Origin of the sequence: Microbacterium sp. 11MF (genome assembly GCF_000383475.1) — a bacterium.
Lineage (GTDB): Bacteria > Actinomycetota > Actinomycetes > Actinomycetales > Microbacteriaceae > Microbacterium > Microbacterium aquilitoris.
Window position 1 is genome coordinate 467,122 of sequence record NZ_KB911461.1, and the last position, 17,163, is coordinate 484,284.

Annotated in this window: 18 protein-coding genes; 12 read left to right on the forward strand and 6 right to left on the reverse strand. The window is 69.5% G+C overall.

The annotated features are described in order from the left end of the window. Positions 1-23 precede the first annotated feature (23 nt). Positions 24-836, reverse strand: a complete 813-nt coding sequence (locus tag H286_RS0114260) for a CPBP family intramembrane glutamic endopeptidase (protein WP_020098687.1) — start codon at positions 834-836, stop codon at positions 24-26. A gap of 70 nt (positions 837-906) precedes the next feature. On the opposite strand from H286_RS0114260, the gene H286_RS0114265 reads away from it, so the two are divergent. The 8 genes from H286_RS0114265 to H286_RS0114300 are packed head-to-tail and all read left to right on the forward strand — an operon-like array spanning position 907 to position 6,329. After that, positions 907-1,527: an arsenate reductase/protein-tyrosine-phosphatase family protein gene (locus tag H286_RS0114265; RefSeq protein ID WP_018187268.1), complete on the forward strand. Its 621-nt coding sequence runs from the start codon at positions 907-909 to the stop codon at positions 1,525-1,527. Positions 1,528-1,580: 53 nt separating this feature from the next. Further along, positions 1,581-1,937 carry a holo-ACP synthase gene (locus H286_RS0114270; RefSeq protein ID WP_018187267.1) on the forward strand — a complete coding sequence of 119 codons (357 nt, stop codon included), beginning with the start codon at positions 1,581-1,583 and terminating at the stop codon, positions 1,935-1,937. A 23-nt stretch (positions 1,938-1,960) separates the two neighbouring features. Beyond that, the gene (alr, locus tag H286_RS0114275; protein ID WP_018187266.1) at positions 1,961-3,076 is read left to right on the forward strand and encodes an alanine racemase; all 1,116 of its coding nucleotides are present in this window, start codon (positions 1,961-1,963) and stop codon (positions 3,074-3,076) included. Then, complete coding sequence (tsaE, locus tag H286_RS0114280) at positions 3,073-3,576, forward strand: tRNA (adenosine(37)-N6)-threonylcarbamoyltransferase complex ATPase subunit type 1 TsaE (RefSeq protein ID WP_018187265.1); 504 nt, start codon at positions 3,073-3,075, stop codon at positions 3,574-3,576. The genes alr and tsaE overlap by 4 nt, the downstream gene beginning before the upstream one ends. Before the next feature lie 39 nt (positions 3,577-3,615). Continuing rightward, positions 3,616-4,284 (forward strand): tRNA (adenosine(37)-N6)-threonylcarbamoyltransferase complex dimerization subunit type 1 TsaB, encoded by a 669-nt coding sequence (tsaB, locus tag H286_RS0114285; RefSeq protein WP_020098688.1) that lies wholly within the window; start codon positions 3,616-3,618, stop codon positions 4,282-4,284. Continuing rightward, a complete protein-coding gene (gene rimI / locus H286_RS0114290; RefSeq protein ID WP_018187263.1) occupies positions 4,281-4,778 on the forward strand; it encodes a ribosomal protein S18-alanine N-acetyltransferase in 498 nt (165 codons plus the stop codon). The genes tsaB and rimI overlap by 4 nt, the downstream gene beginning before the upstream one ends. 1 nt (position 4,779) lies before the next feature. After that, a complete protein-coding gene (gene tsaD, locus H286_RS0114295; RefSeq protein WP_018187262.1) occupies positions 4,780-5,838 on the forward strand; it encodes a tRNA (adenosine(37)-N6)-threonylcarbamoyltransferase complex transferase subunit TsaD in 1,059 nt (352 codons plus the stop codon). Beyond that, positions 5,835-6,329, forward strand: a complete 495-nt coding sequence (locus H286_RS0114300; protein ID WP_018187261.1) for a hypothetical protein — start codon at positions 5,835-5,837, stop codon at positions 6,327-6,329. The genes tsaD and H286_RS0114300 overlap by 4 nt, the downstream gene beginning before the upstream one ends. A gap of 1 nt (position 6,330) precedes the next feature. On the opposite strand, the gene H286_RS0114305 is transcribed toward H286_RS0114300, so the two are convergent. Beyond that, a complete protein-coding gene (locus H286_RS0114305) occupies positions 6,331-7,530 on the reverse strand; it encodes a class I SAM-dependent methyltransferase (protein WP_018187260.1) in 1,200 nt (399 codons plus the stop codon). A gap of 151 nt (positions 7,531-7,681) precedes the next feature. Between H286_RS0114305 and groES the strand changes: the two genes are divergently transcribed. The 3 genes from groES to H286_RS0114320 all read left to right on the forward strand — a co-directional run bounded on the left by groES (position 7,682) and on the right by H286_RS0114320 (position 10,569). Next, positions 7,682-7,978: a co-chaperone GroES gene (groES, locus tag H286_RS0114310; RefSeq protein WP_017203655.1), complete on the forward strand. Its 297-nt coding sequence runs from the start codon at positions 7,682-7,684 to the stop codon at positions 7,976-7,978. A 137-nt stretch (positions 7,979-8,115) separates the two neighbouring features. Continuing rightward, a complete protein-coding gene (gene rarD, locus H286_RS0114315) occupies positions 8,116-9,054 on the forward strand; it encodes an EamA family transporter RarD (protein ID WP_020098689.1) in 939 nt (312 codons plus the stop codon). Between the two features lie 156 nt (positions 9,055-9,210). Next, complete coding sequence (locus H286_RS0114320; RefSeq protein ID WP_020098690.1) at positions 9,211-10,569, forward strand: ABC transporter substrate-binding protein; 1,359 nt, start codon at positions 9,211-9,213, stop codon at positions 10,567-10,569. A gap of 170 nt (positions 10,570-10,739) precedes the next feature. Here H286_RS0114320 and H286_RS0114325 read toward each other — a convergent pair whose 3' ends face one another. Genes H286_RS0114325 through H286_RS0114340 form a run of 4 tightly spaced genes read right to left on the reverse strand, consistent with a single transcriptional unit; the run spans position 10,740 to position 14,831 of the window. Then, positions 10,740-11,507 (reverse strand): ABC transporter ATP-binding protein, encoded by a 768-nt coding sequence (locus H286_RS0114325; protein ID WP_018187257.1) that lies wholly within the window; start codon positions 11,505-11,507, stop codon positions 10,740-10,742. Further along, positions 11,504-12,535 (reverse strand): ABC transporter ATP-binding protein, encoded by a 1,032-nt coding sequence (locus H286_RS0114330; protein ID WP_018187256.1) that lies wholly within the window; start codon positions 12,533-12,535, stop codon positions 11,504-11,506. Before H286_RS0114330 ends, H286_RS0114325 begins: the two co-directional genes overlap by 4 nt. Beyond that, positions 12,525-13,505 carry a branched-chain amino acid ABC transporter permease gene (locus H286_RS0114335; protein WP_018187255.1) on the reverse strand — a complete coding sequence of 327 codons (981 nt, stop codon included), beginning with the start codon at positions 13,503-13,505 and terminating at the stop codon, positions 12,525-12,527. Before H286_RS0114335 ends, H286_RS0114330 begins: the two co-directional genes overlap by 11 nt. A gap of 6 nt (positions 13,506-13,511) precedes the next feature. Next, the gene (locus H286_RS0114340; RefSeq protein WP_020098691.1) at positions 13,512-14,831 is read right to left on the reverse strand and encodes a branched-chain amino acid ABC transporter permease; all 1,320 of its coding nucleotides are present in this window, start codon (positions 14,829-14,831) and stop codon (positions 13,512-13,514) included. A gap of 228 nt (positions 14,832-15,059) precedes the next feature. Between H286_RS0114340 and guaB the strand changes: the two genes are divergently transcribed. Beyond that, entirely contained in the window at positions 15,060-16,562 is a 1,503-nt protein-coding gene (gene guaB, locus H286_RS0114345) for an IMP dehydrogenase (protein WP_018187253.1), read from the forward strand. Positions 16,563-17,163: the final 601 nt, after the last annotated feature.

Below are 17,163 nucleotides of genomic sequence, written 5' to 3' on the forward strand. Positions count from 1 at the left end.
GGTCCGGTCACGGGCGGGTGGCGTCACTGCCCGCCCGCGACGACCGATCCGGCCGCGATCAGCAGCAGCATCGTCACGTTGTAGACGAGGTGCACGAGCACGGCACCCCAGATGCGTCCCGTCAAGATGACGAGAGTCGCGCACACGAGGCCGACCGCGCCTACCGAGATGGACTCGCTGAGCGGAAGCGACCCGTCGACGACGTGGATGAGGATGAAGCTCGCCGTCGACACCAGGACCGCGGCGATCGCCGCTGACCCACGGCCGACGGGACGGCGCAGCAGCGAATAGACCGCGACGAGGATGACGGTGCGGAAGAAGAACTCCTCCACGACCGGTCCGACGAGCCCCGCCGGGACCGCATCGGTCCACAGCCAGTACGGCGTGAGCGTCGCGCGGGGGAACGGCTGCGACGCGGCATCCATCACCCAGCCGTCGAGCACGCGCAGTGCGAGCCCGAGCGTGAGCGCGTAGACGAGGTCGGCCGGTCGGAACCGCAGCAGCCCGGCCGGACGTCCCCGGCGGAACGCGACCACGACCGGCGCGACCATCCCGACCCAGAGGATCGCGGTCGACGCCAGCGGCGCCCACGGGGAGCGCCACAGGAGGGTGACGAGCGATCCCGCGAAGATGGCGGCGCCGAGACTGACGAGCGCGACGATCAGCAGCCCGCCGTTCCACGTGCGGACGGCCGTTCCCCCCAGCCGCCAGTCGGTGCGGCGGCGCCGGCCGCGGCGGCGGTGCGGCTTCCCACCCGAGTCCGCTTCGAGCGCGGGATCGGGCGCCTCGGCGTCCGCGATGGGGGACGGGTCGCCGTCGCTAAGCTGATCCTGCACGGGCCTACCGTATCGGGTGCCCGTCCGCGTCCCGTCGCGGGACCCCGTTCCGCCACGCAGAGGGCGCGGGATGAGCCGCGGCATCCGTCTCGAAGGGCTCCGCGTGATCCAGATCCTCACCGTCTGCACGGGCAACATCTGCCGGTCGCCGCTCGCCGCTCTCGTCCTGCAGCACCGCCTCGGGGATCTCGGCGTCGCCGCGACGAGCGCCGGTGTGCGCGCCCGACAGGGCGATCGGATGCCGCGCGAGGCCGTCGAGCTCGCCGTCGCCCACGGGGTGCCCACCGAGCAGATCGCGGGGCACGGATCGCGCTACCTCACCGAGGCGCTGCTGCGCGAGCCCGACCTCGTCCTCGCGATGGATCGCGACCACCGCCGCGCGATCGTCGAGCTCGCCCCGGCGAAGCTGCGGACCGCCTTTACGATCCGCGAGTTCGAGCGCCTCGCCGCCGCGACGTCCGACGACGCGATCCGGGCCGGCGCAACCGGCGACGACCCTCGCGACCGGCTGCGCGGCGCGCTCGCCGTCCTCGCCGGGCAGCGGGGTCTCGTCCTCCCGCCCGTCGACCCGACCGACGACGACGTCGTCGACCCGTACGGCCGCTCCCGCGAGACGTACGCCCGCTCGGACGCGCAGCTCTCGCCCGGCCTCGACGCCGTCGAACGCGTCGTGCGGCTCGCCGTCGGCTGAGCCGCGCCCGATATCCTGATCTGATGCCGCAGCGCGCGGCGACAGGAGGCGGGATGATCATCGGAATCGGTGTCGACCTCGTCGACATCCCGCGGTTCGAGCGCTCGATCGAGCGCACGCCGAAGCTCATGACGCGGCTGTTCACGGCATCCGAGCAGACCCTCAAGCCCCACTCGCTCGCGGCTCGCTATGCCGCGAAGGAGGCGCTCATCAAGGCGCTCGGCGGATCCGAGGGCGTGCACTGGACCGACATCGAGGTGGCCTCCGAGCCTTCGGGCCGCCCCGTCTTCGCCCTGTCCGGCGAGACCGCAGCCACGGTCGCGAGCCGCGGAATCGCCACCGTCCACCTGTCGCTCTCGCACGACGCGGGACTCGCGACGGCGTACGTGATCGCGGAGTCCGGCGCATGACCAGGATGCCCGTCCCTCACCGGATGCCGGAGGGCGTCGCCCGCGAAGCGGTGATCGACGTCGGCGCGATCGAACACAACGTCCGCCACCTTGCAGGGCTCACCGAGTCCGAGGTCATCGCCGTGGTCAAGGCCGACGGGTACGGTCACGGCGCGGAGCGCTCCGGTCGTGCGGCGCTGGCCGGGGGAGCGGCGCGTCTCGCGGTCGCCGACATCCCCGAGGCTCTCCAGTTGCGGGATGCCGGGATCGACGCGCCCGTGCTCGCGTGGCTGCACGCGCCGGGCACCGATTTCGCCGCCGCCGCCGCCGCGCACATCGAGCTCGGCGTCTCGAGTCTCGAGCAGCTCCGCGCCGCCGCGCGCGCCGGGTCGACCGATCGTCCGGTGACCGTGCAGCTCAAGGTCGAGACGGGTCTCGGCCGCAACGGCATCGCCCCCGCCGACTACGGCGCAGTCTTCGCCGAAGCGGCGGAATACGAGCGTCAGGGCGTCATCCAGGTGCTCGGCATCTTCAGCCACCTCTCCAACACGTCGTCCGACGACGACCGCACGGCGCTCTCGCGCTTCACCGTCGCCCAGGCCGCCGCCGAGTCCGCCGGTCTCCGGCCGCGGCTGCGCCACATCGCCGCCTCGCACGCCGCCATCGGCCTGCCCGAAGCGCGGCTGGGCTGCGTCCGCCTGGGGGTCGCGATCTACGGGCTGTCACCGTTCGAGGACCGGTCGTCGGCCGACCTCGGTCTCCGCCCCGCCATGACCCTCCGCGCGTCCGTCGCCGCCGTCCGCCGGGTGCCCGCGGGCCAGGGCGTCTCGTACGGCTACCTTCACCGCACCGAGCGCGAGTCGACGCTCGCGCTCATCTCGATCGGTTACGCCGACGGCGTGCCGCGCGCGGCATCCGGCGCGGGTCCCGTCTCGATCGGTGGACGCTCGTTCCCCGTCGCCGGCCGGATCGCGATGGACCAGTTCGTCGTCGACGCGGGCGACGAGCCCGTGCAGGTGGGCGACGAGGCCGTGCTCTTCGGCGACCCGGCCACGGGCGTGCCGTCCGCGACCGACTGGGCCGACGCGGCGAGCACCATCAACTACGAGATCGTCACGCGCATCGGCCCGCGCGTCCCGCGACGGGAGGTACGGTCGTGACCGGCATCGAGCAGTTCGAGGGGCGTCGCGAGATCGCCTCGCCGGACGACATGGAGGCCCTCGGCCGCGAGCTCGGCGCCGTCCTGACCGCCGGCGACCTGATCGTGCTGACCGGTCCGCTCGGGGCGGGCAAGACGACCCTCACCCGCGGGATCGGTGCGGGTCTCGGCATCCGCGGTCCCGTGCAGAGCCCCACGTTCGTCATCGCGCGCACGCACCCGTCCGAGGTCGGCGGCCCGCCGCTCGTGCACGTCGACGCCTACCGGCTCGGTTCGCCCGCCGAGCTCGACGACCTCGGCCTCGACCCCGACAACGCCGTCACGATCGTCGAGTGGGGGCGCGACATGGTCGACGGGCTCGTCGACACATGGTGGGAGCTCGAGATCGAACGCGGGTGGAGCGGCACCGGCGTCGACAACGCCTGCGGCACCACCGGCCATTACGCCGCCGAGCTCGAGGACGCCGCTCCGCGCATCGTGACGGTCACGCGCCGCCCCTGACGCCGCTCGGCCGCCGCCCGCCCGGATACCCTTGACCCTGTGATCCTCGGCATCGACACCTCCCTCGGCACGGCCGTCGCCGTGATCGACGACGACGGTGCGGTGCGAGCGGATGCCGCCAGTGCCGACGCGCTCGGTCACGCTGAGATCATCGGCACGCTGCTCGCGACGGCGATGACCGATGCCGCGCACGGCCCCATCGGTGCGACGGGTGCTCCCGAGGCCGTCGCCCTGACCCACGTCGCCGTGGGCATGGGCCCGGGCCCGTTCACGGGGCTTCGGGTCGGGATCGCGGCGGCGCGCGCGTTCGCCCTGGGACGCGGCATCCCGGTCGTCCCGGTGCGGAGCCACGATGCCGCCGCCCTCGCCGTGCTGCTCGCCGACCCGTTCGCCGACGTCCCCCGCTTCGCGGTCGTCACCGACGCGCGCCGCAAGGAGTTCGCGTTCACGGTCTACGACGGCATCGACGACGACGGACTGCCGATGCGCGTCACAGAGGCGACGCTCGTGAAGCGCGACGACATCGACGCGGCCCTCGCCGAACACAGCGCCGAGCGCCGCGACACGACGGTCATCCCGGGCGCCATGGTCGCCCTCGTCGCGGCGCGCGCCGTCGCCGCCGGCCGCGTCGAGGACCTCGGCGAGCCGCTGTACCTGCGCGCCCCCGACGTCACCATGCCCGGCCCGCGGAAGAAGGTCGGCCAGTGACCCTCCGCACCGCCACCGGCGACGACCTCGACGACATCATGCGTCTCGAGCGCGCCTCGTTCCCGACCGACGCCTGGAGCGATGCGCTCATGGCCGGCGAGCTCGCCTCGCCCCATGGTCGCTACGTCGTCGACATCGAGGCCGGTCGCCTCGTCGGCTACGGCGGTGTGCGGGCCGTGCAGGGCGCAGCGGATGCCGACATCCAGACCATCGCGATCGCCGCCGACGCGCGGGGTCACGGCCGTGGGCGCGCGCTGCTGCGCGAGCTGCTGACGACCGCCCGCAGCCGCGGCGCGCGGGAGATGTTCCTCGAGGTGCGGGCGGACAACCCCGGCGCCACGGCGCTGTACCTGTCGGAGGGCTTCTTCGAGGTCGGCCGCCGCCCCCGGTACTACCAGCCCGACGATGTCGACGCGGTCGTCATGCAGCTGAACCTCGTCGCCTGGGAGGCACGGACCACGGCTGCCCCGACGGCCGAGAAGGGCTGGTGCTGACATGACGCGCGAACCCCTCGTCCTGGGTATCGAGACGAGCTGCGACGAGACCGGCATCGGCATCGTCCGCGGCCGCACCCTGCTGTCCAACACGATCGCGAGCTCGATGGACGAGCATGCCCGCTACGGCGGCGTCGTCCCCGAGGTCGCCGCCCGCGCCCACCTCGAGGCCCTGCAGCCCGCCATCGAGGCGGCGCTCGCCGAGGCGCAGGTGACCCTCGCCGACATCGACGCGGTCGCCGTCACGAGCGGTCCCGGTCTCGCCGGTGCGCTCATGGTCGGCGTCGGCGCGGCGAAGGCCCTCGCCGTCAGCCTCGGCAGGCCGCTCTATGCCGTGAACCACCTCGTCGGCCACATCGCCGCCGACATCCTGACCGGCGACGAGGTCGAGTATCCGACCGTCGCCCTGCTCGTCAGCGGCGGACACACGTCGCTCCTGCTCGTCCGCGACCTCGTCTCGGACGTCGAGCTCCTCGGCGAGACGATGGACGACGCCGCCGGCGAAGCCTTCGACAAGATCGCCCGCATCCTCGGTCTGCCCTACCCCGGCGGACCCGAGATCGATCGCGCAGCGTCCACCGGGGACCCGAACGCCATCCGGTTCCCGCGCGGCATGTCCCGGGCCTCCGACATGGCCGAGCACCGGTACGACTTCTCGTTCTCGGGGCTCAAGACCGCCGTCGCGCGCTGGGTCGAACAGCACGAGGCGACGGGGCAACCGGTGTCGGTGCCCGACGTCGCGGCATCCTTCCGCGAAGCGGTCGTCGACGTCCTCGTCACGAAGGCCCTCGACGCCTGCGCCCGCCACGGCGTGCCGCGCCTCCTGCTCGGCGGTGGCGTCATCGCGAACAAGCGTCTGCGCGACGTCGCCCTCGAGCGCGCCGAGGCCGCCGGGGTCGCCGTCCGCATCCCGCCTCTCTCGCTCTGCACCGACAACGGCGCGATGATCGCCGCTCTCGCCTCGGAGCTGATCATGAGCGGCCGCCCGGCCTCGACCCTCGCCTTCGGCGCCGACTCCACGCTGCCGGTCACGACGATCCAGGTGGCGACGTCCTCATGACCGACGAGCGGATGCCGCCCCCCGCCTCCCCGTCACGAGGCCCCGCCCCTTCAGCTCAGGGTCCGGTCGTCGAGCCGCCGTCCGTCGACGTCGCGTCCGCGCCGACCGATTCCGCGCTCCCGGGGGCGCACCGCGGCGGGTTCCGGCGCGAGCTGACCCAGCCGCTCCCCGTCGCGCCGCCCCTCGCCGTGCACCCGGACCCCGACGAGGAAGCCTCGCCCGACGTGCGGTGGATCCCGCCGGCGCCGGTGCTGCCGCGGAGCGCGGGCTGGTCGCTGCTGTTCGGCGCGCTCGGTCTCGTCCTCGCGTGCTTCGTGGGCTGGGGCTTCCCGGTCGGGATGATCGGCGTCGTCCTCGCGATCCTCGCCCTCCGCCGGCCGTGGGAGAAGCGCGAGGCCGCCTACTGGGGTCTCGGGCTCAGCATCGCGTCGCTGCTGTACAGCGCCGGGTGGCTGTGGTGGGCCGGAACGCAGGGCGCCCTGGTCGGCTGAGTCAGACCCGGTCGGCCAGTATCGCGACCCGCTTCGCGTCCCGCCCCTCGCCCGTCCGCGTGAGGATGAGGGTGGCGGATGCCGTACCCCGCAGCGTGAGCTTGCGCCGGAACTGCGCCGGGTCGACGTCGACGCCGCGCTTCTTGATCTCGAGCGTGCCGATGTCGGCCTTCCGAAGCGCCGCATCGATCGCGCCGGTCTTGAGAGGGAGGGTCTCGCGCACCCGGAACGACTGGACGAACGGGTTCGTGAGCGGGGTGTCGGAGGTGAGATACGCGATGCCGCCGCCGAGCATGCCGGCGTCGAGGCTCCGTGCGACCTCGCCGATGAGGCGCGCGCGGATGACGGCGCCCTCGGGCTCGTGGACGAACGCACCGAGGTCGCGGACGGGCTCGTCGTCGGCGTCGCCGGGCGCGGTGAGCTCTGCGGCGCTGCCGCCGCGCAGCACGAGCGCCGACCGGCGGACGCCCTCGCGTCGCAGCGATCCCGACCAGAGCACGAGCTCGACCGTCGAGCCGTCGACGCTGACCCACTGCGCTTCGACGTCGTCGGGGATGAGGTCGCGATCGAGTCCGGGGCCGAGCTTGATGCCCACCGGCATCCGTCCTGCGAGGTCGAAAGCCCAGTCCAGCGACGGCGACCAGTCCTCGGGCGCCGTGCGCGAGGTCTCGGAATGGCCGGCGGTGCGCCGGGCCGGGTCGAGCCAGACCGCATCCCACCCGTCGAGGTCGGTCTCCTCGGCACGGCCGTGCCGCACGGTGACCGATTCGCCGAAGGGGGCGAGGTTGTACGCCGCGAGCGCGGCCGTCGTCTCGTCCGCGTCGACCGCGAGCACGTCCAGACCGATGCCCGCGAGCCCCAGCGCGTCGCCCCCGATGCCGCAGCCGAGGTCCGCGACGCGGTGCGCGCCGGCATCCCGGAACCGCCCCGCGTGACGCGCGGCCACTTCGAGCCGCGTGGCCTGCTCGAGACCCGCTCGGGTGAACAGCATGCGGTCCGCGAACGGACCGAACTTCGCCGCGGCGCGCACCCGCAGGTGGGCCTGGCCGACGACGGCCGAGACGAGATCGGGGGAGTGGCCGGCCGCGCGCAGGCGCGAGACGGCGGCGGCGACCTCGGTGGTGGATGCCAGGGGGCCGACCTCGTCCACCATGCGCAATCCCTGGGCGGTCAGGAGGGCGGTGAGCTCGGCCTGTTCCATCCGGCCAGCCTAGGCCGTGCGGCATCCGGACCTCGGTTGGCACTCGCGTTGCATGAGTGCCAACCGCGCCCTAGACTTTCGTTAGCACTCTCGACAAGCGAGTGCTGATGAGTCTTGAAGCAGGACCCCACCAGCAAGAAAGAGGTAGACCGTGTCGGTTTCCATCAAGCCGCTCGAAGACCGCATCGTCATCAAGCAGGTCGAGGCCGAGCAGACCACCGCAAGTGGCCTGGTCATCCCCGACACCGCCAAGGAGAAGCCCCAGGAGGGCGAGGTCGTGGCCGTGGGCCCCGGCCGCATCGACGACAACGGCAACCGCGTTCCGCTCGACGTCGCCGTCGGCGACCGCGTCCTGTACAGCAAGTACGGCGGTACCGAGGTCAAGTTCGGCGCCGACGAGTTCCTCGTGCTCTCGGCTCGCGACGTCCTCGCGGTCGTCGTCCGCTGACACGCAGCACCTTCGACAGGGCCCGGATGCTTCGGCATCCGGGCCCTGTGTTTTTGCCTTGCCGATGGCAGGATCCGCGCGAACGTCGGCAGTCGCCATGACGCGCAAGCTGTCATGACCGTCGTAGGCTCGTACTCATGACACCCGAGGAGAGCGCCCGCGAGAAATCCCTCGGGGGGATCTTCGTCTTCTCGGCGTACGTGCTCTGGGGTTTCCTCCCGCTGTACTTCGTCAGCCTCGCGCCCACGACGCCGTGGGAGGTCGTCGGCTGGCGCATCGTGTTGAGCCTCGTCTTCTGCGTCGCGCTGATCGCGGTCACCCGCGGCTGGGGGCGGATGCGGGTCATCCTCCGCGATCGTCGGCTCCTGCTCTGGACCCTCGTCGCCGGTCTCCTGATCTACGTCAACTGGCAGGTCTTCCTCATCGGCACCCTGACGGGTCACGTCGTCGAGACGAGCCTCGGCTACTTCATCAACCCGATCGCGACCGTGCTCCTCGGCGTGATCGTGCTGAAGGAGCGTTTGCGCCCCGCCCAGTGGACCGCCGTCGGCATCGCCGCCGCGGCTGTCGTCGTCATCATCGTGGCGGTCGGCAACGTGCCGTGGATCGCCCTGACCCTCGCCGCGAGCTTCGCGACCTACGGGCTGGTGAAAAAGCGCATCGGACCGTCGGTGGATGCCGTCAGCGGCCTCACGCTCGAGTCTTTCTGGCTCGTGCCGATCGCCGTCATCCAGCTCGTCGCGGTCGGAGTGACGTCGGGGCTCACGATGGGGCGCGAGGGCACCGGCCACACCATCCTGCTCCTCCTGGCCGGAGCCATCACGGCGATCCCGCTCCTCTTCTTCTCCGCCGGAGCCCGACGCACGTCGCTGACCGTGGTCGGCATCCTGCAGTTCATCGCGCCGATCATGCAGTTCCTCACGGGCGTGCTCATCCTGCACGAACCCATGCCGTTCGAGCGATGGATCGGATTCGGGCTCGTCTGGGTGGCGATCGCGGTGTTCGCCGTCGACTCGCTCCTGGCCTCGCGTCGCCAGCGTGCGCGCGCCGTGACCGCCGTTCCCGACCCCGTCTGAACCGGGTCGGATGCCGCTTTCCCGACCGTTATGGGAGCGTGCCCACCTCGTTACACATCGTTAACGAACGGCAACACTCGCGAGACGACCTCCCCGCTAGGTTGATCACACCGGGCCGGACCCGATCCGACTCGTGTCACCACAGCAAGGAGCACAATGAGCGTTCTCACCCGATCGCGCACGGCAAAGGTCATGGGCGCATTCGCCCTGATCGGCGCGAGCGCACTGGTCCTGGCCGGTTGTTCCGGCTCACCCGCACCCGCCGGCTCGAGCGCCGCCGCCCCTGCTGCTGAAGCAGACTTCCCGGTGGACTGCGACAAGGCAGCGCCCGCGTCCTACACGCCGGAGTACGCGTCCACCTCCAAGGGTCCGGCGAAGGACCTCACGTACACGATCGGCACGGCCCTGCCCGTCACCGGCAACCTCGCCTTCCTCGGCCCGCCCGAGATCGCCGGCACCGAGTTCGCCGCCGACGAGGTCAACAAGGCCGACAAGGGCGTCACGATCAACCTCGAGCAGGGTGACTCGGGTGACACCGACAACAAGGCGTACGAGACCGAGATCCCGCGTCTGCTGAACGCCGGCGCCACCGCGATCGTCGGCGCCGCCTCGTCCGGCACGTCGCTGCAGTTCATCGACCAGGTCATCGCCGCCGACGCGATCCAGTTCTCGCCCGCCAACACCTCGGCCGCCTTCACGGGTTACAAGGACAAGGGCCTCTACTGGCGTACCGCCCCCTCCGACGTGCTGCAGGGCCAGGTGCTCGGCAACCTCATCGCCGGTGACGGCGCTGAGACGGTCGGCATGATCATCCTCAACGACTCGTACGGCACCGGTCTCGCGTGCTTCGCGAAGGCCGCGTTCGAAGATGCCGGCGGCTCCGTCGTCTCGGCCGCCCTGTACAACACGGGCGACACGAACTTCTCGTCGCAGGTCGAGACGGTCCTCGCGGCCGACCCCGACGCGATCGCGCTGATCACGTTCGAAGAGGTCAAGACGATCATCCCCGAGCTGGTGGCCGCTGACTTCCCGAAGGACAAGATGTACTTCGTGGACGGCAACCTCGCCAACTTCGGTGACGAGTTCGACGCCGGCACCCTGACAGGCGCCAAGGGCACGTACCCGGCCGTCGACCCGACCAGCACCGCGACCTTCCGCGAGGACCTCAACTCGTACTGGACCGGTACCGGCAAGTCCGAGCTGAAGGACTTCACGTACGGTCCTGAGTCGTACGACGCGGTCATCCTGCTCGCTCTGGCCGCCCTCGAAGCCGGATCGGCCGAAGGCCCCGACGTCGCCGCGCACCTGCAGCAGGTCTCCGGTGGCACCGGAGACGGCAAGAAGTGCACGAGCTACGCCGAGTGCGCCGACATCATCAACGCCGGTGAGGTAGCCGACTACGACGGTGTCTCCGGTCCGATCACCTTCGACAAGGTGGGCGACCCCCAGGGCGCCACGATCGGCATCTTCCAGTACGGCGAGGACAACAACTACTCGTTCCTCAACCTCGGCTGATCTGATCCGCCGCTGACGTACTCGAGCGGCCCCGGTCTTCGGACCGGGGCCGCTCTCTCGTGCGCGCGGCGATCATACGAGATCGGCGCCGGTGCATCCGCGTCGTCCGGGCGAACGACGATGCCCCCGGCCTGCAGGCCGGGGGCATGGTGCGTCGCTGTGCGGAGCGGTCAGGTCCCGAGCGTGCCCAGGTACAGGCCGATGACCTTGGGGTCGTTCAGGAGCTCGCGCCCGCTGCCCGTGTAGGCGTCTCGCCCCTGGTCGAGGACGTAGCCGCGGTCGCAGATCTGCAGGCAACGACGTGCGTTCTGCTCGACCATGATCGTGGTGACGCCGGCCTTGTTGATCTCCGAGACCCGCAGGAACGCCTCGTCCTGACGCGACGGCGACAGTCCGGCCGACGGCTCGTCGAGCAGCAGGACGTAGGGGTCCATCATGAGGGCTCGACCCATGGCGACCATCTGTCGCTCGCCGCCCGAGAGCGACCCCGCACGCTGCTGCAGACGCTTGGAGAGGTCGGGGAAGATCGACGTCACGAAGTCGATCCGTTCCGCCACGACCTTCGGGCGCTGGTAGGCGCCCATCTGCAGGTTCTCGGCGATCGACAGGCTGGGGAAGACGTTGTTGGTCTGCGGCACGAACCCGACGCCCTTGGAGACGAGCTTGTTCGCGCGCAGGCCGGTGATGTCCTCGCCGTTGAGCGTGACCGCTCCGGAGCGGATCTTCACCTGTCCGAAGATCGCCTTCAGCATGGTCGACTTACCGGCGCCGTTGGGGCCGATGATGCCGATGAGCTCGCCCTTCGCGGCGGTCAGGTTCGCGCCGTTGAGGATGTTGACGCCCGGAAGGTATCCGGCGTGGACGTCCCGGAGTTCGACGACGTTCTCGGTCGCCGCGGTCGAGGTGCCGCCGACGGGGGATGCTGCGGTGTCGCTCACTTGTCGTCCTCCGTCCGGTCCGCAGCGCGTGCGGGCGTGCCTGGCGCCGAGGAATCTTCCGCCGCGTGGGTCGTGGCATCCGCCTCGACCGCCTCCTGCAGCTCGTGCTGGGCCTCGAGGAGCTCTTCCGCCTCGGGGGTGAGCTCACCGGCGTAACGGCCCGTCACGACGCCCAGGTCGACATCCTGATGCGCACCGAGGTATGCGTCGATGACGGCCTGCTCCTTCATGACGGTGTCGGGCGGACCTTCGGCGACGACCTTGCCCTCGGCCATGACGATGACCCAGTCGGCGATGTGGCGGACCATGTGCATGTCGTGCTCGACGAAGAGCACGGTCATGCCGAGGTCCTTCAGGTCGAGGATGTGGTCGAGCAGTGACTGCGTCAGTGCGGGGTTCACACCGGCCATCGGCTCGTCCAGCATGACGAGGGTCGGGTCGCTCATCAGCGCGCGGGCCATCTCGAGGAGCTTCCGCTGCCCGCCCGACAGGGACGCGGCGAAGTCCTTCTCCTTGGCGTCGAGCTTGAACCGCGCGAGCAGGCCACGCGCCTTCTCCTCGATCTCGTTCTCCTGCTTGCGCCACAGGAAGGGGAGGATGCCGCGCCAGATGCTCTCGCCGCCCTGGCCGGGCGCGCCGAGCTTCATGTTCTCGAGCACGGTCAGGAGCCCCAGGGACTTCGTCAGCTGGAAGGTCCGGACCTGGCCCATGCGAGCCGCCTTGAAGGCGGGGATCCCGGCGAGGTTGGTCCCGTCGAAAGACCACTGACCCTGGTTCGGCTTGTCGAAGCCGGTCAGGAGGTTGAACAGCGTGGTCTTGCCGGCGCCGTTCGGTCCGATGAGGGCGGTGATGGCGTTCCGGGGGATCTCGACGTGGTCGACGTCCACGGCGGTGAGTCCGCCGAAGATGCGCTTCACGCCGTCGGCGACGATGATCGGATCGACCTTCTCCACGCCCGGACGGATCTCGCCCTTGTGGAGGCCGGTCGCCTTGGGACGCGGTGCGGGGGGTGCGACGTCAGCGGACAAAGGTCAGCTCCTTCTTGCTTCCGAGGATTCCCTGTGGCCGGAAGATCACCAGGACCATGAGGGCGACACCCACGAGGACGAACACCAGCATCTGGCTCTGCTCGGAGGTCAGGAACGGCAGGACGCCGATCTTGGACAGCGCGGGCAGGAGGTTCGAGAGGAACGCGCGGACGACCCAGAACAGCACCGCGCCGAGCACCGGGCCGAAGATCGTGGCGGCGCCGCCGAGCAGCAGCGCGGTCCACACGTAGAACGTCTGGGACGTCACGTAGACGTTCGGGTTGACGTTCGTGCCGAGGGCGGTCACGATGCCGCCCGCGGCGATGATGACGCCGCCGACGATGAGCGCCTGCATCTTGAACGCGAAGACGTTCTTGCCGAGCGAGCGGACGGCGTCCTCGTCTTCACGGATGCCGCGGATGACGCGGCCCCACGGGCTCCGCATCAACAGCCAGACCAACGTCACGACGATCGCGATCGTGATGATGCCGATGATGATCACCCACCACTGGTCCGACTGGTACGTCCACGGACCGAAGCCGTAGCGTCCGGGGGGCAGCAGGTTGCTGGCGCGGAAGTCGGCCTGGAAACCGACCAGGCCGTCGGCCGATCCCGTCGTCTCGCGGAAGGTCGCCGTCAGGAACAGCAGGCGCACCACCTCCGCCGCGGCGATCGTGACGATGGCCAGATAGTCACCGCGGAGGCGCAGCGTCGGGATGCCCATGACGATCGAGAAGAGGACTGCCCCGACGAGGCCGACGAGAGCCGCGACGGGCCACGGCAGGCCGAAGGTGAGCGTCGAGATGGCGAAGCCATAGGCGCCGATCGCCATGAAGCCGGCGACACCCATGTTGAGCAGCCCGGCGAAACCGAAGTGCACCGAGAGACCGATGGCCGCGAGGACGAAGCCGAGTGTGACCGGCGACAGGATCTGAGCCGCCGTGTTGTTGAGGATCTGCAGGAAGTCCATGAGCCGTTATCCGATTCGCTCTCGGCGTCCGAGGAGACCCTGCGGACGGAACAGGAGGATGACGATCAGCACGACGAGCGCGCCGACGTACTTCAGGTCGGAGGGGATCCAGAGCGTCGAGACCTCGACGAGCAGACCCACGATGATCGAGCCGACGAGCGCGCCGAACGCGGTGCCGAGACCGCCCAGCGTGATCGCGGCGAAGACCAGCAGCAGGATGCTGGTGCCCATGTCCCACTTGATGCCGGGACGGAAGTAGGCCCAGAGCACACCCGAGAGTCCGGCCAGCGCGGCCGCCATCACCCACACGATGCGGACGACGGCGTCGACATCGATGCCGCTCGCCGCGGCGAGCGACGGGTTGTCGGATACGGCACGGGTCGCCCGTCCGATGCGGGTCCTCATGAGCCAGAAGGCGAACGCGATGATAACGACGACCGAGACGGCCATGCTGACGACGTCGGTGACCGACAGGCTGATGGGCCCGAGGCCGGGGATGTTGGCCGTCGCTCTGCCCGGCAGGTTGACCGTGCCACCGCCGATGAACATCTGGAAGATGTAGCGGAGCGCGAGCGAGAGGCCGATCGAGACGATCATGAGCTGCACGGTGCCGATGCCCTTGCGGCGCAGCGGCCGCCACAGTCCGGCATCCATTCCGTAGCCGAAGAGCGCCGAGGCGACGACCGCGAGGGGGATCGCGACCCAGATCGGGATGTTGACTGCGACGGAGAAGAAGAGCGCAGCGAGTGCGCCGAACGTGACCATCTCGCCGTGCGCGAAGTTCGAGAGTCCCGTGGTTCCGAACACCAGCGAGGCGCCGATCGCCGCCAGGGCGAGCATCAGTCCGAAGTTGAGGCCGTTGACCGCTCGGGACAGGAATTGGTCGAGGAACGAGGTCGTCGTCCGCTCCGCGGCGCCGAGGGTGAAGTTCCGGGTGACGTTGCTCGTCGGGCCGAACGTCACCTCCTGGGTGAACGCGAAGCCCTCGGGAGCGACCACCCCGCTCGGAAGCGAGTCCTTCACGAGTTCGACCGTGTAGGGGACGTCCTTCGTCGGGACCGGCACACGCCACGAGCCGTTGGCAGCCGTCTTCGCCTCGCCGGTGTACTCGCCGCCCGTCACGACGACCGTCGCGCCTTCGACGGGGTCGCCGGCGACACGGACGTTGCCCTGCACCGCGAACGGGAAGGTCTCCGGGCTCTGCGTGTCGGCGGCGGCGGGATTCGCCAGCCCGAACAGCAGAGCGCCGGAGAAGACTCCGGCGATAAGGGCTACGAGTGCGCGTCGCCATCGATCGTGGGCGCGCACAGAGCGGGTGGTCGTCACCGACACCTCCTGGTTGAAGCATGGTCAGCGCGCAGAGGTACGGGTGCCCCCGGCGCCACACGACCGTATCCAGCGATTGTTGCGGGTGTGTTTCCCTGCCGCAACCATCGACACTCCGTCGTTTCGCGCGACCTCGAGTGCTCCTTATATCAAGGCGACGCACGCGGGGAATGAATCGGGGCTCGTGCGCCTTAGAATTCAGACAAGCCGATCGACGCAGGAGAGCACATGGAGCACAACGACCCGTTCGGATTCGTGGGACTGACGTACGACGACGTCCTCCTGCTGCCCGGCCACACGGACGTCATCCCGTCCGAGGCCGACACCTCCTCCCGGGTCACGCGGCGCATCACCGTCGCGACTCCGCTCCTGTCCGCCGCGATGGACACCGTCACCGAGGCCCGCCTCGCGATCGCCATCGCACGCGAGGGCGGTATCGGCATCATCCATCGCAACCTCTCCATCGCCGATCAGGCCAAGATGGTCGATCGCGTCAAGCGCAGCGAGTCGGGGATGATCACCGACCCGATCACGACGACTCCCGACGCGACCATCGAAGAGGTCGACACCCTGTGCGGTCAGTACCGCATCTCGGGACTCCCGGTCATCGACGACGACGGCAAGCTCGTCGGCATCGTCACGAACCGCGACATGCGTTTCGTCTCGGGCTTCGAGCGTCAGACCACCAAGGTGCGCGACGTCATGACCGTCGAGGGTCTCGTCACGGGGCACGTGGGAATCGGGGCCAACGAGGTGATCGCCCTCTTCGCGCATCATCGCGTCGAGAAGCTCCCGCTCATCGACGACGACGGCAAGCTCGCCGGCCTCATCACCATCAAGGACTTCGACAAGAGCGAGAAGTATCCGCTCGCCACCAAGGACGACCAGGGACGACTCCGTGTGGGAGCCGCGATCGGCTTCTTCGGGGACGCGTGGGAGCGCGCAGAAGCGCTGCGGGATGCCGGGGTCGACGTCATCGTGGTCGACACGGCCAACGGTCAGTCGGCCGGTGTCATCGACATGGTGAAGCGCATCAAGGCGGACGAGTCGTTCGCGCACATCGACGTGATCGGAGGGAACGTCGCCACCCGCGAGGGTGCGCAGGCTCTCATCGACGCGGGAGTGGATGCCGTCAAGGTCGGCGTCGGTCCGGGGTCCATCTGCACGACCCGCGTCGTCGCCGGCGTGGGCGTCCCGCAGGTCACCGCGATCTACGAGGCATCCCTCGCCGCGCGGGAAGCCGGCGTCCCGATCATCGCAGACGGCGGACTCCAGTACTCCGGTGACATCGCGAAGGCGCTCGTCGCCGGCGCCGACACCGTCATGCTCGGCTCTCTCCTCGCCGGCACGGATGAGTCGCCGGGTGAAGTGGTGTTCCAGGGCGGCAAGCAGTTCAAGCTGTACCGGGGGATGGGATCCCTCGGTGCGCTCCAGACGCGCGGCAAGAAGACCTCGTACTCGAAGGACCGCTACTTCCAGGCGGACGTCCCGAGTGACGACAAGCTCATCCCCGAAGGCATCGAGGGACAGGTCGCGTATCGCGGACCGGTTTCCGCCGTCGCCTATCAGCTGGTCGGGGGATTGCGGCAGTCGATGTTCTACGTCGGCGCCCGCACCGTGGAGGAGCTCAAGGCCCGGGGCAAATTCGTTCGGATCACCTCGGCGGGCCTCAAGGAGTCCCACCCGCACGACGTGCAGATCGTCGTCGAAGCGCCGAATTACAAGCGCTGACAGGGATCCGGGGGCTCGACACGCCCGGGATGCGAGGCAGATTTGCCGAGTCCCCGATCCCCGCGTAAGTTATTACTTGTTCGCCCCACAGGGAAGAGCGAGAGGCTGAAAAGCCCGCCGCCCCCTCAAGCTGGCGGACCACCCCCTCCAAGAAGAAACTGTCGCTCTGCGATTGGGTCTGACCTCAGGTCTAGGACGGGTCATCGGGACGTGCTCTCTGCCGTCATCCGAACTCCACGATCTCTCGAGATCATCGGCGTGTCGGGTTTGACGGTTTCAGAGCCTCGTCCTAAGGTAGAGAAGTTGCCTCACTACGAAGCCCTGCGGGGTGGTGTGGGAGCATCCGATCCTTGAGAACTCAACAGCGTGCACTTGTCAAATGCCAAATAACCTCGACTTCAGCTTCGGCTGAGGTGAGATTCCTTTGGATCAAAGTCCGGCTTCTTTCGGGAGGTCGGCAAACGGATAGTCAGCAATGATTTATCTCTTTGGTCAGTTCAAACTCGCTGCTTCGGCCTATTCCGGTCGTTGTCGGTATTTTTCTTTTACGGAGAGTTTGATCCTGGCTCAGGATGAACGCTGGCGGCGTGCTTAACACATG